This is a genomic window from Rhizobium sp. P1_E6 (assembly GCF_056405875.1).
The window spans coordinates 292681-308199 of the sequence record NZ_JBFUBG010000001.1 but is presented as its reverse complement, the minus strand read 5'-3'; the positions used below and the strand labels follow the sequence as shown (position 1 = coordinate 308199).

15 protein-coding genes are annotated in these 15519 nt (G+C 61.4%); 12 read left to right on the top strand and 3 right to left on the bottom strand.

The features are described 5' to 3' along the window. The 5 genes from AC1D35_RS01525 to AC1D35_RS01505 all read left to right on the top strand — a co-directional run. Positions 1-1046 (top strand): amidohydrolase (locus tag AC1D35_RS01525; protein WP_477938187.1); only part of this gene is annotated, 1046 nt, incomplete at its 5' end. Between the two features lie 138 nt (positions 1047-1184). After that, on the top strand, positions 1185-2102 hold the full coding sequence (locus AC1D35_RS01520) for an ABC transporter substrate-binding protein (protein WP_477853747.1): 918 nt from the start codon (positions 1185-1187) through the stop codon (positions 2100-2102). A 19-nt stretch (positions 2103-2121) separates the two neighbouring features. After that, complete coding sequence (locus AC1D35_RS01515) at positions 2122-3126, top strand: iron ABC transporter permease (RefSeq protein WP_113311172.1); 1005 nt, start codon at positions 2122-2124, stop codon at positions 3124-3126. Next, positions 3123-4157 carry an iron ABC transporter permease gene (locus tag AC1D35_RS01510; protein WP_113311066.1) on the top strand — a complete coding sequence of 345 codons (1035 nt, stop codon included), beginning with the start codon at positions 3123-3125 and terminating at the stop codon, positions 4155-4157. The genes AC1D35_RS01515 and AC1D35_RS01510 overlap by 4 nt, the downstream gene beginning before the upstream one ends. 8 nt (positions 4158-4165) lie before the next feature. Further along, positions 4166-4963 (top strand): ABC transporter ATP-binding protein, encoded by a 798-nt coding sequence (locus tag AC1D35_RS01505; protein WP_113311067.1) that lies wholly within the window; start codon positions 4166-4168, stop codon positions 4961-4963. Here AC1D35_RS01505 and AC1D35_RS01500 read toward each other — a convergent pair. Continuing rightward, the gene (locus tag AC1D35_RS01500; protein WP_113311068.1) at positions 4935-5636 is read right to left on the bottom strand and encodes a class I SAM-dependent methyltransferase; all 702 of its coding nucleotides are present in this window, start codon (positions 5634-5636) and stop codon (positions 4935-4937) included. The two genes, AC1D35_RS01505 and AC1D35_RS01500, sit on opposite strands and share 29 nt — an antisense overlap. Before the next feature lie 169 nt (positions 5637-5805). Between AC1D35_RS01500 and AC1D35_RS01495 the strand changes: the two genes are divergently transcribed. The 3 genes from AC1D35_RS01495 (at position 5806) to AC1D35_RS01485 (ending at position 10465) form a co-directional block, all read left to right on the top strand. Beyond that, the gene (locus tag AC1D35_RS01495) at positions 5806-7314 is read left to right on the top strand and encodes an ATPase domain-containing protein (protein WP_113311069.1); all 1509 of its coding nucleotides are present in this window, start codon (positions 5806-5808) and stop codon (positions 7312-7314) included. Further along, positions 7283-9355 (top strand): ATP-binding protein, encoded by a 2073-nt coding sequence (locus AC1D35_RS01490; protein ID WP_113311173.1) that lies wholly within the window; start codon positions 7283-7285, stop codon positions 9353-9355. Before AC1D35_RS01495 ends, AC1D35_RS01490 begins: the two co-directional genes overlap by 32 nt. Before the next feature lie 117 nt (positions 9356-9472). Then, positions 9473-10465 (top strand): SDR family oxidoreductase, encoded by a 993-nt coding sequence (locus AC1D35_RS01485; RefSeq protein WP_477938186.1) that lies wholly within the window; start codon positions 9473-9475, stop codon positions 10463-10465. Positions 10466-10484: 19 nt separating this feature from the next. Here AC1D35_RS01485 and AC1D35_RS01480 read toward each other — a convergent pair whose 3' ends face one another. Then, the gene (locus AC1D35_RS01480) at positions 10485-11357 is read right to left on the bottom strand and encodes a LysR family transcriptional regulator (RefSeq protein ID WP_477938185.1); all 873 of its coding nucleotides are present in this window, start codon (positions 11355-11357) and stop codon (positions 10485-10487) included. 99 nt (positions 11358-11456) lie between these two features. Here AC1D35_RS01480 and AC1D35_RS01475 point away from each other — a divergent pair, with 99 nt between their 5' ends. The 4 genes from AC1D35_RS01475 to AC1D35_RS01460 all read left to right on the top strand — a co-directional run bounded on the left by AC1D35_RS01475 (position 11457) and on the right by AC1D35_RS01460 (position 14919). Next, positions 11457-11666, top strand: coding sequence for a YjiS-like domain-containing protein (locus AC1D35_RS01475; protein WP_113299277.1), 210 nt, complete (start codon positions 11457-11459; stop codon positions 11664-11666). Between the two features lie 95 nt (positions 11667-11761). Next, positions 11762-12235, top strand: coding sequence for a VOC family protein (locus tag AC1D35_RS01470; protein WP_113311072.1), 474 nt, complete (start codon positions 11762-11764; stop codon positions 12233-12235). Between the two features lie 254 nt (positions 12236-12489). Beyond that, positions 12490-12906: a GFA family protein gene (locus AC1D35_RS01465; protein ID WP_113311073.1), complete on the top strand. Its 417-nt coding sequence runs from the start codon at positions 12490-12492 to the stop codon at positions 12904-12906. A 153-nt stretch (positions 12907-13059) separates the two neighbouring features. Beyond that, positions 13060-14919 carry an ABC transporter ATP-binding protein gene (locus AC1D35_RS01460; RefSeq protein ID WP_113311074.1) on the top strand — a complete coding sequence of 620 codons (1860 nt, stop codon included), beginning with the start codon at positions 13060-13062 and terminating at the stop codon, positions 14917-14919. A 218-nt stretch (positions 14920-15137) separates the two neighbouring features. Here AC1D35_RS01460 and AC1D35_RS01455 read toward each other — a convergent pair whose 3' ends face one another. Next, complete coding sequence (locus tag AC1D35_RS01455; protein WP_113299281.1) at positions 15138-15464, bottom strand: winged helix-turn-helix transcriptional regulator; 327 nt, start codon at positions 15462-15464, stop codon at positions 15138-15140. Positions 15465-15519 lie beyond the last annotated feature (55 nt).

Sequence of the window (15519 nt, the reverse complement as noted above, 5' to 3'; positions counted from 1 at the left end):
AATTCGGGCTCGACGATGTCGCGGAAGGTGTCGGCGGCACCGGCGTCGTCGGCACGCTGAAGCGCGGCAGCGGCAACCGCTCGATTGCGCTCAGAGCCGACATGGACGCCCTGCGCATTCCGGAACAATCAAGCCTGCCCTATGCCTCAGGCAACCCCGGCGTCATGCACGCCTGCGGCCATGACGGCCACACCGCCATGCTGCTCGGCGCCGCCAGGATGCTTGCCGAAGACAACGGCTTTGACGGCACGGTGCGCTTCATCTTTCAGCCCGCCGAAGAATGGGGCAAGGGCGCGCTGGCGATGATCGAGGACGGCATTTTCGAGCGCTTTCCTTTCGATGAGATCTATGGGCTTCACAATATGCCGGGCCTCCCCGTCGGTCATTTCCAGACCCGCTCCGGCGCCTTCATGTCGGCGGAAGATAATTTCGAGATCGTCCTGCGCGGCACCGGCGGCCACGCCGCCCGCCCGCACGCGACAAACGAAGTGCTGGTCGCCGCCTGCGCACTTGTCCTGAACCTGCAGACCATCGTATCCCGCCGCCTCGACCCGACAGATGTCGGCGTCGTCTCCGTCACCGAACTGCTGACCGACGGCACCCGCAATGYCCTGCCCGGCCTCGCCCGTATCCTCGGCGACGCCAGGAGCTTCCACCCCGAAGTCAGCGCCGAAATCGAAAAGCAGATGCGGGTGATCGCAGCAGGCACGGCGCTCACTTACAACCTCTCCGTAGAAGTCACCTACACCAGGGAATTCGTTCCCCTGCTCAACGACCCCGCCCTTACTGAAGAGGCCTTCGCAGCCGCCCGCGACGTCTTCGAGCCCGACAGCATCGAAATCCGAAAAGAGCCGATGACGGCATCGGAGGATTTCGCCCGCTTCCTCGATACCATCCCCGGCTGCTTCGTCTTTCTCGGCAATGGCAGAGACTCCGCGCCCCTGCACAACCCGACCTTCGATTTCAACGACGATGGCCTTCTCTACGGTGCGAAGTTCCATACGAGCATCGTCCGCCGTCGCCTTCCACACGCTGACCGGAAATAACGAATTGTGGGCATCGGATTAAAAGTGGATTGCCGAACTCCTCTTTAACGCCTAAAGCGACTTCGCCTAGTCTGTGGAGGATACGCAATGGTGCCCAACGTCCGTAAATTTGCAACTCTCATCAGCCTCTTGTCCGTGATGGTGAGCGCCCCCGTGTTCGCCGAGGATGGTAAGACCTTCTCGGTAACCGACGACCGCGGCGTCACGGTCGAGGTTCCCGTCCAGCCCAAGCGGATCGCAGCGATTTCCTATTTCGCAGATGATGTCGCCCTTGCTCTCGGCATCAAGCCCGTGGCCAGCACATACATGACAAAAGGGCGCGAGCCGGACTTCCTCCTCGGCCTGACTGCCGGCATGAAGCAGATCGGCCAGCGGGCAAAACCCAATCTCGAACTTCTGTCCGAAGCAAAGCCCGACCTGATCGTCGCTATCCGTCGCTACACAGTGGGCAACGCGCCGCAGCTTGAAAAGATCGCCCCCTATGTCGCCTACAATATGGAACTGCTTGACGGGAGCGACCGCGAGATCGCCGAGCTTTCGAAAATCCTCGGCAATCCGGCGCGCGGCGTTCAATTGAACAAGGAATTCCGGGAACATCTCGCGGACTATGCCGCCAAGGCCCCGAAGGATGTCCATCCGCGTTTCGCGATCATGTGGGGTGGTGAAACACCGTTTGCATTCCACACCGAAAATACCTCCGCCTCGATCCTGGCAGCCATCGGAGGCGACAATATCGCCGGCAACATGACGCCGGGCGGTGAGTTCGGCATCGATCTCAGCCTGGAAACCATGCTGGAGAAGGACCCGGAAGTGCTCTTCATCTACGATTCAGGTCCCGACCGGCCGCATGAAAACAACCCGATCTGGCAGGAATTGACTGCCGTGAAGAACAACCGGGTTTTCTATGTCGGCGACCAGTGGGTCGAAACGAACGGCCCCATCGCCCGCGAGGTCGTGCTGCGCGAAGCGGCTCACTACCTCTATCCGGAGGTATTCCCGGCAGTGGACGTGCGAGCGGAAGCCGCCAAGATCATTCCGGCCGAAGCACAGAAATAACGAATTGATCGCGACGACGATGAACGCTCGCAAATCCTCTGTTGCCATTGGGTTCGTCGTCGCCGCGACACTGTCGATTGTCCTGCTGGGCTTGCTGCCGGGCGCTAAGATGCTCTCCTTCGATACCGTGCTGCGCGTGCTCTTTGCCCCTGACGCAAAGATCGAGTCGATCCTCGTCTGGACCTTGAGATTGCCGCGCAGCCTTGCGGCGGCCGTCGCGGGCGCAGGTCTTGCCGTGTCGGGCTATCTTCTGCAGTCGTTGACGCGCAATCCGCTCGCCGATCCCGGCATCACCGGCGTCACTGCCGGCGCTGTCGCGCCGATCGTCGGAAGCTTCGTTCTCCTGCCCTGGGTCTCGTCCGCTTACTACCCCTTCATTGGCCTCGCCGGCGGGCTCACTGCTGCTTCGGTCACCTTCTGGGTAGCCAGAGGCGGCAACGGACGCCCCCTGCACCTGGCGCTTGGCGGCGTCAGCGTTTCGCTCTTCCTTGGCGCCATCACGATCTATGTCCTGCTGCTCGCGGGCCCGCAGTCGACCGCCCTTCTCTTCTGGTTATCAGGAGGCTTCCAGGGCCGCACATGGTCGCACCTCATCCATATGCTCCCATGGATCGGCATCGGCGTCATCGGAGCACTGTTGCTGCACCGGGTCATCGCAATGTTTGCGCTGAGCGAGCACGCGGCCGCGGCCATGGGCCTGCAGCTCGATGTCTGGAAGCCCGTTCTGCTGATCCTCGCCATTTGTCCCGTGGCCGGCGTCGCCCCGGTGGCCGGCCCGGTCGCCTTCGTCGGACTTGCCGCGCCGCACATCGCTCGTCTTCTCAAGCCCCAGGGCGCGGTCTGGGAGATCGCTCTCACGGCGGCAACAGGAGCATTCATCGTCACCTGTGCGGATCTGGTTGCCCGAACGATCGCCATTCCCAAGGAATTGCCGGTCGGCATCATTACCGCGCTCCTTGGCGGGCCGGTCTTCGTCTACCTGATCCAGCGCGGCCGCCTCGACTTCCAGCGGGACAGCGCATGACGATGGCGTCCCCGACACAGACGCGATCGACCGCCTGGCTGCTGCCGTCAGGCCTTGCGCTCGTCGTCCTGTCTCTTGCCGCCGCGGTCTTTCTGGGCGTGGTGGATATTCCTGCCGCAGATATCGTCGCCGCCCTGACCGGGCACGGATCCCCGGAAGCCCGTTCGATCATCATCGATATCCGCCTGCCGAGGATCGTCACCGGCATATTGGCGGGCATTCAGTTCGCCGTCGCAGGCCTCCTGCTGCAAACCATCACCCGGAACCCTCTTGCCGACCCTTCCCTGATGGGTGTCTCGCAAGGTGCGACGCTGACGGTGACGATATTCCTGCTGTTTACCGTCTATATCTTCAACCCGGGCTCGAACACGCTCGCCGAACTGCCGATCGCATGGCTGCCGACGGCAGGCCTGGCAGGCGGTCTGGCGGCAGGCGGGATCATTTATCTGCTGGCCTTCCGGCTCGATCTCAGCCCTCTCCGGATCACCCTCTGCGGCATTGCGATCGGAGCGGTTCTGCATGCACTCGCCATTGGATTGATCGCGGGCTGGGGCTCGGCGCGGATAGAAATCATCCTCGAATGGCTCTCAGGCAGTCTCTATGCCCGCACCTGGGATCACGCGGTCTTTCTCCTGCCGTTCACGATAGCAGGCCTTGCCGTCCTGCCCTTCATCTATCGCCCATTGGTCCTGCTGCAGCTGGATGCCTCGGTCGCCGCCTCCTTCGGTCTTTCTTACCGCAGGCAATTCTCCCTGGTGCTTCTGGTGTCCTGCATCCTTGCGGCAAGCGCGGTCGGCGCAGTCGGCCCGATCATCTTCATCGGGCTTGTCGTGCCCCACCTCGCCCGCTTCCTGGCCGGACGCCACTTCCCGCTGGTCATTCCCCTGACGATCGTTCTCGGCGCGGTTCTCGTCACGCTCGGCGATCTCGTTGGCCGCCTCGTCGGGCACGCCGAAGAGATCCCGATCGGCGTGGTCACTGCACTCCTCGGGGTGCCCGTTCTTCTTGCCCTTCTCCGCAAAGTTCCTTGAGATCGCCCATGCCGCTGAGCTGTTCGCAACTATCCGTTCTCTATGGTCGCCGAAAGGCGCTCAGCGGGTTTCGGCTATCCATGGAAAAAGGCGAAATCCGTGCGCTGATCGGCCCCAATGGCTCAGGCAAGAGCACGGCRCTGCAGGCGCTCGCCGGGCTGATCAAACCGGCGGAAGGATCTGCTGCGATCGAGGATGTGTCCGTCGCTTCGATGTCACGGCGCGCCATCGCCAGGAAGCTTGCCTTCCTGCCGCAGCAACCCTCGGCCCCTGACGAAATGACCATTGCACAGCTCGTGCGTCAGGGCCGGTTTTCCCATGTCGGCCTGTTTCGCTCTTATGACGGCAAGGACGAAAAAGCCATCGAATGGGCGCTGGACAGTACCGGCCTTACGAGCCTGGCGGACAGGGCGCTGCGGGAATTGTCCGGAGGCGAGCGCCAGCGGGCATGGATATCGGCGGCCCTTGCGCAGGAAGCCGGCATCCTGCTCCTCGATGAACCGACCTCCTTCCTCGACATCGGCTATCAGGTCGAGATCCTCGATCTCATCCACCGCCTCAGCCGGGAAAAGGGCGTCACGATCGTCATGGCAATCCACGACATCAACCAGGCCATCGCCGTCAGCGACCGCATTTCACTTCTCGAGCGGGGAGAATTGCGTTTCGATGGTGAGCCAAGAGCGCTCGCAGAAAGCGGCCTGATCGAAAAAACGTTCCGGGTCAAAGGGCGGTTCGTCGAGGTCGATCCCGACAAGCCGCCGCATTTCGACGTCGAGCTTACGCGGTTTGCCCGTCCGGGCGCTTGACGAGCCGGAAGACGATCTTGGTCTGGGTGTAATAATCCAGCGCATCGGCAAAATCGGGTGTCCAGCCATCCTCGACGAAGGGGATGAAACCGTCATATTCCAGCTTCCTGCCGGAAACCTGGAAGCCTGCCTTCGTAAATGCGCGTCCGTAGTCGGTGATCGAGCGATCCTGCACCACCGTGTTCGTCCGCTTGGCGACAAGCTCACGCCATTTCGGCCAAAGTGGATTGTCGGTATGGCATCCGGTCACCGCATAATAGACGCCGCCCGGCTTCAGCGACTTCCAGATATCGGCAGCGTGTGCATCGATGTCCTCGACGAGATAGATGACCTCGTGGCTGATCGCCAGATCGAACTCCTCCACCCATCCGTCGAGTGTTCCGCCGACCGCATGCTGCACAGGCAGGTTGCCCTTGAGCGTTTCGGCCTTGGCGACTGATTGCTCGGCGATATCAATGCCCAGCGCCTTGCGAAACGGCCGGATGGCATAGAGGTGCCGTAGCAGACCGCCCTGATTGCAGCCGAAATCCAGGACGCTTTTTTCCGAAAGGTCGCGCTCGGTGATGATGTCGATGAGGTGTCGCCAGATCGGCGCATGCCCATCCGCCATCCGGTCTTCTGCGTCGGGATCGACATACCAGGTGGTTATGGTTTTGCGGGCATCATTGCTCATTGTTTCTCCGACGCGTTCATTCGAATGGGAAGTTCATAAAGCGGCGAAGACGGTGTGAAAAGGTCAGTTGCTTCCCACTCCGGCTCGAATGACGTTTCGCACTAACGTCATCAGCAGTCTTGTTCCTCAAACCTCCTGCCCTAATTCCTTGACTGATTTAGGAGACAGTATGGACCAAGTTTTGAACAAGAAGGCACAGACCGGAGTCGAAGGACTGGACGATGTATTGTTCGGCGGTTTTACACGTCGTCATGTATTCCTGTTGGAAGGTTCGCCCGGCACCGGAAAAACCACGATTGCCCTGCAATTTTTGCTTGAAGGCGCCGATCTCGGTGAGCGCTGCCTTTATATAAGTCTTTCCGAAAGCGAAGAAGAGTTGCGCGACAGTGCCGCCTCGCACGGAATGGAACTCGGCGACGCTATAGAAATCTTCGAGCTCGTGCCGCCCGAAAGCCTGCTCGATGCCGATCAGCAGCAGAGCCTGCTCTATTCATCGGATCTCGAACTGGGCGAGACGACCAAGCTGATCTTCGAGGCCTTCGAACGGGTAAAACCGCAGAGAGTAGTGATCGACAGCCTTTCGGAAATCCGGCTGCTGGCGCAAAGCTCGCTGCGTTATCGTCGACAGATCCTTGCGCTGAAGCATTTCTTCTCACGCTCGGATGCGACCGTCCTGCTGCTCGATGATATGACGTCAGACAATCTCGACAAGACCGTTCACAGCGTCGTGCATGGCGTGATCCATCTGGAACAGCTTGCGCCCGATTACGGTTCGGAACGACGGCGGCTCCGGGTCCTCAAATATCGCGGCCAGACGTTCCGCGGCGGATACCACGACTTCCTTATCAAGACCGGCGGAGTCGCGGTGTTTCCTCGATTGCGCGCGATCGAGCACAAGACCGAATTTGATCGCACGACCCTCTCGAGCGGCATCAAGGCGTTGGATGATCTGCTTGGCGGCGGGATCGAGCGAGGTTCCAATACGCTGCTGATTGGCCCTGCGGGCACAGGCAAGAGCCTGTTTACGCTGCAATTCGTCGTCGCGGCGGTCGAGCGCGGCGAAAAGGCGGCCATTTTTATCTTCGATGAAGAGCTTGGGCTGCTGTTTTCGCGCACGAAATCGATGGGCATCGATCTCGAGAAGATGCACGACGACGGGCTGATCCATATCGAGCAACTGGATGCGGCCGAGCTGTCGCCTGGAGAGTTTGCGCAACGCGTCAGGGACCGGGTCGCCGGCTACGATGCCAAAACCGTCGTCATCGACAGCATCAACGGCTATCAGGCATCGATGCCGGAGGAAAACGCGCTCATCCTGCATATGCATGAGCTTCTCCAATACCTGAACCGCCAGGGCGCCAATACTTTCCTCACGGTTGCCCAGCATGGCCTCGTCGGCGACATGAAATCACCCGTCGATGTCACCTATCTCGCCGATAGCGTGATCCTGCTGCGCTATTTCGAGGCCCTTGGCAAAGTGCGCCGCGCCGTTTCCGTCATCAAGAAGCGTACCGGCATGCATGAAGACACGATCAGAGAATTCCGCATCACCCATGAAGGGTTGAAGCTTGGCGGCCCGCTTTCCGGTTTCCAGGGCGTGCTTCGCGGCGTTCCGACATTCGTCGGCGAAAGACAGCCGCTCCTTCATACCTCAGACGAGGACGGCGACAATTCCTAAAAGCAATGCCATCGGCCTGATCCTCGCTCCCATCGGGCGTGATGCGCAGATTGCAGCGTCACTCCTGCAGGAAGCAGGCGTACAACCAAAAGCGACGACCGATCTATCCTCCTTCGTCGAAACCCTTGATGACGACGTCGCTTTTGCCGTCGTCACTGAGGAAGCGTTGCGTTCCGCCGATCTGCGCGCCATCTCCGCCTGGATCGAACAGCAGCCAAGCTGGTCCGACCTGCCCTTCATCATCCTGACAAACAGAGGCGGCGGTCCCGAGCGCAATCCCGCAGCCGCCAGGCTGTCCGAGGTCCTTGGCAATGTCAGCTTCGTCGAACGTCCGTTCCACGCAACCACCTTCATCAGCGTTGCCCGCTCGGCCATGCGCGGACGCCGGCGGCAGTACGATGCGCGCACGCGCATCGAGGCCCTCGATGAAGGCGAGCGCCGGCTGCAGACGGCGCTCGAAGCCGGGCGGCTCGGCGCCTGGGAGCTCGATCTCGCGTCGGACGCGTTGACGACCTCGTCCACCTGCAAGGCTATTTTCGGCCGCCGTCCCGAAGACCCATTTACCTACAGGGATCTGCTGAGCGCGGTTCATCCCGAAGACCGGAAGCGCATGCAGGCCGCCGTGAGCAGGACCATCGAAACCGGCGCGGACTATTCCATCGAATACCGGACTATCTGGAGCGATGGTTCCGTTCACTGGGCTGAAATCCACGCGCAGCTCTACAAGGATCGCTCCGGCAAGGCGATGAAGATGGTGGGTGTCTCCGCCGACATCACGGCGCGGCTGAAGGCAGAGGAGCACCAGCGGCAGCTCAATGAAATACTGGAGGAAAAGGTCGCCGAGCGCACGCGCGAGCTGGAGCAGGCCCATGCCAACGTGATGGCGGAAGTCACCCAGCGCGAGCGCGCCGAAGAGCAGCTTCGCCAGGCCCAGAAAATGGAGGCGATCGGCCAGCTCACAGGCGGCGTGGCGCACGACTTCAACAATCTCCTGATGGCCGTCCTCGGCAATCTCGAACTGTTGCGCAAATATGTCGGAAACGATATCAGGGCCACTCGCCTGATCGACGGCGCCCTGCAGGGGGCAAAGCGCGGCGCTTCCCTCACCCAGAGACTGCTTGCCTTTGCGCGGCGACAGGACCTGCACATCGACCCGGTCGATATGCGCTCCCTCGTACTCGGCATGACGGACCTCCTGAAGCGCTCCGTCGGCTCCACCATCCTGATCGAAACCACGGTTCCCGATAATCTTCCTCTCGTGTCGGCCGACGCCAACCAGATCGAACTGGCCCTGCTCAATCTCGCCGTCAATGCCCGCGACGCAATGCCCGACGGAGGCGCGATCCACATCGCGCTGAAGCAGGCGGAGCAGATTGCGCCGACCGACGAACTCGCCGCCGGAAGCTACGTCGTCCTGACCGTCGCCGACGAGGGTTCCGGCATGGACAAGGAGACGCTTCAAAAGGCGATCGAGCCGTTCTTTTCGACAAAGGAGCTCGGAAAGGGAACGGGCCTCGGGCTCTCCATGATCCATGGTCTGGCCCTGCAATTGAAGGGCGACCTGAAACTGGAAAGTACGCCCGGCAAGGGCACTACGGCCGAACTCTGGATCCCCGTCTCCACGTCGGCCAGCGTCCATATCGAACCTGAGGACGCCATGCCGGTGGACGCAGACAGGGTCTCGGGGCCGAAGCGCATATTGCTTGTCGACGACGACGTGTTGATCGCCATGAGCTCGGCCGATATGCTCACCGATCTCGGTCATGAAGTGGTCGAGGCCCATTCGGGGAAAGAAGCTCTCGAGTGCCTCGGCAACGGCGCGGGCTTCGATCTGATGATCACCGATTATTCCATGCCCGGCATGACCGGCGGAGACCTCGCCAAAGCCGCCCGCACGATAGCCCCCGGCTTGCCGATCCTCATTGCATCAGGATATGCCGAACTCCCGGCCGGACTGGACCTTGACGTCGCCAAGCTCGGAAAGCCCTACACCCAGGATCAACTGGCACAGGAGATCGGCAAGCTGATGGTCGCTCACTGACACATTCACGCCTGCTGCGTCATAACAGGCGGCCGCGATTTTGCAGAAGACGGCCCCTCTCTTTCGCGCTATGAAGATTATCGATAATCCTGCCTCATCCGACACGGAGATCCCCTCATGGCTTTGAAGATCCTTTTCATCGGCGGCACCGGCCAGATTTCCTATCCCTGCGTCGAGCGCGCCGTGGCTCAAGGCCATGAAGTCAGCGTGTTTAACCGCGGCCTGAGGGGCGATCCGCTGCCCGCGGGCGTGACCTCCATCGTTGGCGAGCTCGGATCATCGGCCTATGCGGATCTTGCCAAGGCCAATTACGATGTCGTCACCCAGTTCATTGCCTTCACACCGGATCAGATCGCCCGCGATATCGATATCTTCTCGGGCCATTGCGGCCAGTACATCTTCATCTCGTCGGCCTCGGTCTATGAAAAGCCGGCACGCCACTATGTGATATCAGAAGAGAAGACACCGGCGATAAATCCCTACTGGCCCTACAGCCAGGCAAAGATCGCCTGCGAGGAGCTGCTGAAGAAGTCCGACAATCTCGCCTGGACGATCGTCCGCCCCAGCCACACCGTTCGCACCGGCCTGCCGATCATGATGGGCGACAGCGATGTCATGGCGCGGCGCATGCTGGACGGCGAGCCGACCATTGTCGCCGGTGATGGTCATACGCCCTGGACGCTGACCCGCTCGGTCGATTTCGCCGTGCCCTTCGTCGGCCTGTTCGGCAAGCAGAAGGCGCTACGCGATATCTTCCACATCACCAACGACCACGCCCACATCTGGGACGATATCCAGAAGGCGATCGCAAGGTTGCTGGGCGTCGAGGCAAAGATCGTCCATGTGCCGACAGACACGCTCGTCAGGTACAATCCGGAATGGATCGGCCCGCTGACCGGCGACAAGGCCTGGACGGCGATTTTCGATAATTCCAAGGTCAAGAGCGTCGCCGGCGACGTCACCTGCGCCGAAAGCCTGGATGAAATCCTGGCCGAGCCGATCATGCACCTCAAGCAGCGTTTCGCCAAAGCCCGTCCTCCGAAAGGCGAGTTCGATGCTCTGGTCGATCGCATCTGTGCCGAACAAAGCGCCCTCGGCGCCGCCGCATGACAGCTTAGGCAACAGCCCGTTACGCCTCAGCCGCACGCAGGCACTTCATGACCTCGCGCAGTCCCCGCGTCAGATGTTTGTCGCGCCGGATGACCATGCCGAGCTGGCGCACCAGCGGCGGCCGAACGGGTGACGTCACGAACCGGGCCCGGTCGCGCTTCAAGGCAAGCCCCGGCAGTACCGACCATCCGAGCCCTGCGGCGATCAGTTCCTTGATCGCCTCGACGCTGCCGAACTCCATTGTCGGCTGGCTCCTGATGCCGGCGGCCTCGAACCATCCGTCGGTCGCCAGCCGCGTATTGCCGCCGTCATAGAGCATCATGATCTTGTCCTTGAAGAAATCAGGCGTCGGCCCGCCCTCCGGCATGACACTGCCTTTGGGCGCCACCGCGACAAGCTCGTCCTCGTAGAAGGGCTCGATCTCGATGGAGCGGCCGGACACCGGCAGCGTGACGACGGCGATATCGAGGGCGTTGGTTTCGAGATCGCGCACCATCTCATCGGTATTACCGACACGCACCAGGATTTCCAGGCCCGGCATGCGCTTCTTCGCAGCAGCGATCGCCCGCGGCAACAGATGGATCGAGGCCGTGCCGCCGCTGCCGATCCGCACGCGGCCCACGGCCCCTTCCCTATAGGGCGCCATCGCTTCCTCGGCCGCCGCGCATTCACCGAGAATCCGGCGCGCATGGGCCAGCAGTTCGACACCCGCAGCCGATGGCTGCGCCCGGCGGCCGACGCGCTCGATCAGCCGCACCCCCATCCTTTGCTCAAGAAGCTTGACCTGCAGGCTGACGGCAGGCTGCGTCAGCCCAGCCTTCTCGGCGGCGGCGGTAAAGCTGCCGAGATCGACGACGCTGACGAAGGCGGCAAGCTGGTCCAGATTCAGCATCAAAAGAATTCCTTATGGATTGCATTAAAACCATAAGCTTCCTCACGGGAACGCGCCAGTGCATTTTGAGGCATCCAAGACGAATGCTGGAGATGCTCGATGACGACCGATGTGGAATTGCCAACGACAATGGATCGCGCCCCAAGCGGCAGCATTGCGCGGCGCTGCCTGAAGCACCTCAATCTCTATTTCAGCAAGCGCCGCGAGCGGCTGGTACTTTCATGCCTGTCCGACGATCAGCTTCGCGATATCGGCGTCAGCCCTTCCGAGGCGAGAACCGAGGTCAACAAATCATGGTTTTGGGGATAGCCGCCGCTGGCTTTAAATAACGTGCCTGGGCTGGAGAAAACCCGTTTGCCTCTTATGTCACTGCCATCAGGGAGAAAACAGCAAAGGACCGCGCAATGAACAAGAACACCATCTGCGTCTGGTATGACAGGCACGCCGAGGAAGCCGCCCGCTTCTATGCCGAGACCTTTCCGGACACCACGGTCGACGCTATCCACCGCGCGCCCGGAGATTATCCGGCCGGCCAACAGGGAGACGTGCTGGTCGTCCACTTCACGGTTGCCGGCATCCCCTGCATCGGCCTGAATGGCGGCCCGTCGATCAAGCACAGCGAGGCTTTCTCCTTCCAGATCTCGACGGAAAATCAGGAAGAGACCGACCGCTACTGGAACGCCATCGTCGGCAATGGCGGCCAGGAAAGCGAGTGCGGCTGGTGCAAGGACAAATGGGGCGTCTCCTGGCAGATCACCCCGCGCGTACTGATGGAAGCGATGCAGGCAGGCGGAGCCGAGGCAAAGCGCGCTTTCGACGCGATGATGACCATGCGCAAGATCGACGTCGCAGCCATCGAAGCGGCCCGCCGCGGCTGAGGCAACTGCAACAGATCGCGACGCCAGGGCAGTTGACCGGTCCGATCCCTCGAACAACAGCCGGGCCTGTTCCACAGGCATCGGCTTTGCGAGCGTAACGCGCTTCGAATACAGTCTGCCTATTCCAGCTTGATCCTTCCGCTCACGGATGGCGCCTGCCGCCTTTTCATGCTGACCGAATTCAGCCCGGCGCATACCCGGCATCTTCCCAAAAATCCCGACTTTCAATCCCCTCAGGAAACAGGAGTATCCCGATGGTCAACGCCCGATGCAGCTGCGGCGCGCTCACCTTGACGCTGCCGGATAAACCAGGTGCGGTGATCGCCTGTCACTGCATCGAATGCCAGAGACGAACAGGCGCCCCCTTCGGCACCGGTGCCTTCTACCCGGTCGAAGCCGTCACTATCTCCGGAACGGACAAGCAATACACGCGCGATGCGGCAAGCGGAGGAAAGGTGCATTCCCATTTCTGCCCGAACTGCGGCTCGTCGGTCTATTGGAAGGCCGAGAACCTGCCCTCCATGATCGGCGTGGCGCTGGGAGCGCTAACCGACGCCAGCCAGTTCCCGGCGCCCGCCAAATCGATCTTCGAGCGGTCGAAACATTGTTGGGTCGAGATCGACGCTGCCGGCGAGCACTTCCAGCAAGGCAGCGTTGCGCAGTCGCGTTGAGGCGTGGCTTCCGGAGGTAACACACTTCCCTCCGCCCACACTTTTCCAAAATTTCTAATTGAGATTGCAGCCGGAAGATGATTCCATGCGGCCTGCGTCGCGTGATACGCCCGCCCTTCTCCGATGTCAGACCCAAGAGGCTTCACGTCGATTATGTCGATTTCAGATGCGATCTACCGCCCCTTCGAACGCCTGATCCAACCGCTCGATATCCCTTACCGGCCTCTGCCGTCCAAGGGACCTGTGACTGTGCTTCTGCACTTCATCTCGATGTTTCGCGGCGTGCTGATTGCGGTGGCCCTTTCCACCATGGCGATCGAGGCCATGAATCTGACGATCGTCTGGGGGTTGTCGGTCATCGTCGACGGCGTGACGCAACAGGGCGCCCGCGCTTTCCTGCAAAACGACTGGCGGCTGCTGACCCTTCTCGGTCTGATGCTCTTCCCCGCCATTCCGGTCGCCTCCTTCCTCGTCAACACGCTGACCTCGCACACGCTCGGCATCGGCATGCCTGCCGCCATCCAGTGGCAGGGCCACAGGGCCGTGGAGCGCCAGGACCTCGCCTTTTTCCACGATCTCTATGCCGGCCAGGTCGCCTCGCGCCTGCAGCAGGTGGCTTCCGCCGTCCAGCAGCAGGTCATCTCGGCTTTCCAGTCCATCCCGCGCTTCGTGATGCAGATGGTGGGCTCCGTCATCCTTCTGAGCGCGTTATCCTGGCAACTCGCCCTGCCGACCATCATCTGGATCACGCTCAACGTCCTGTTCGCCGTCAGGCTGGCTCCTGTTTTCACCGAGCGCGCACGCCTCTCCGCCAAGCGCCGCAGCCTGATTTCCGGGGCCATCACCGATCTCTACGCCAATATGCAGATGGTGAAGCAATTCGCTGCCGAAGACAGCGAGGCTGGCGCCATCCGCGGCATCATCGGCAAGGCGATCAAGGCGCAGCAAAGCGAACAGCGCATCTACCGGACCGCGGAGCTCATCGTTGTCGTCCTCAACATGATGCACTGGTTGGCCATTCTGTCGATCGGCTTTACAGGGCTCGTCGACGGCTTCGTCACGATCGGCGAATTCACCGGTGCCGTCTATGTTCTGACCCGCCTGTCCGGTCACACGTTTACATTCCTGCAGATGGGTTCGCAGATCTTCCAGGCGATCGGCACGATCAAGGATGCCATGCCCGTCATGACGACGCCGCCCACCATCACCGACCGGCCGGATGCGAAAGAGCTTGCGGTGACATCAGGCGAAATCCGTTTCGAACATGTCCGCTTCGCCTACAAATCCGGCAGGTCCGTCATCGACGATCTGTCGCTGACGGTCCGGCCCGGCGAAAAGGTCGGCCTCGTCGGCCTGTCGGGTGCCGGCAAGACGACACTCGCCAACCTGATTCTGCGCTTCTACGACATCGAGAATGGCGCGATCCTTATCGACGGCCAGGATATCCGCACGGTGACCCAATCCAGCCTGCGCCGCGCCATCGGCGTCATCGCCCAGGATGTCGCGCTGCTGCATCGCTCGGTCGGCGACAACATCCGCTACGGCCGGCCGGAAGCCGCGAGGGAGGAGATCGAGGCCGTCGCGAAAATGGCGAGCGCCGATGTCTTCATCGCCGATCTTGCCGATAGCGAAGGCCGCAAGGGCTACGAAGCCTTTGTCGGCGACCGCGGCATCAAGCTCTCGGGCGGCCAGCGCCAGCGCGTGGCGATCGCCCGCGTGCTCTTGAAGAACGCGCCGATACTGGTGCTCGACGAGGCAACCTCGGCGCTGGACAGCGAATCCGAAGCCGCCATCCAGGAACGGCTCGATCTCGTGATGGAAGGCAAAACCGTCATCGCCATCGCCCACCGCCTGTCGACCATATCGAGCATGGACCGCATCGTCGTGCTCGATCACGGCCGCATCATCGAGGAAGGCCGGCCGGAGGAGTTGATCGAAGGCGACGGACTGTTCGCGCGGCTCTGGAGGCGGCAGACGGGTGGGTTTATTCCGGAGGAGATCGAGGCCGAATAACTGCCTCCTTCCAGCAGAAAAGCTGGAGCGTGTGGCCCCCTCACCCTAGCCCTCTCCCCGCTGGGTAGAGGGGACTTGCCGCACGACGCCTTCGAGAGCGTGGAAACGGTACGGCATATCCCTTCTCCCCTTGGGGAGAAGGCGCCTGAAGGGCGGATGAGCGGGCCACACGCGCCAGCGGATACTCGCCTTGGCAAGAACGACCGAGACCAAGACCGTTATGAAGCCGCCTCCCGCTCCAGCAGCCACGTCCCAAACTCCTGCATCACCTTCACCACCGGAACGAGCCGCTTCCCATCCTCGGTCAGCTGATACTCGACCGTCACCGGCACCGTCGCAAACACCGTGCGCCTGATCAGCCCCGCCTGTTCCAACGCCCGCAGATCCAGCGTCAGCATGCGCTGCGAAATACCCGGCACGCAGCGGCGCAGCTCGTTGAAGCGCCTGGGACCATCGAGCAAGAAATAGACGATCAGCAACCGCCATCGGCCGCCGAGCAGCCGCATCGCCTCCTCGACGGTGCAGTTGGTGATGCTTTCCTTCATGCGGAATTCTCCCGGTATAAAATATGTACCTACACCACAATATACTGCCTTCTTC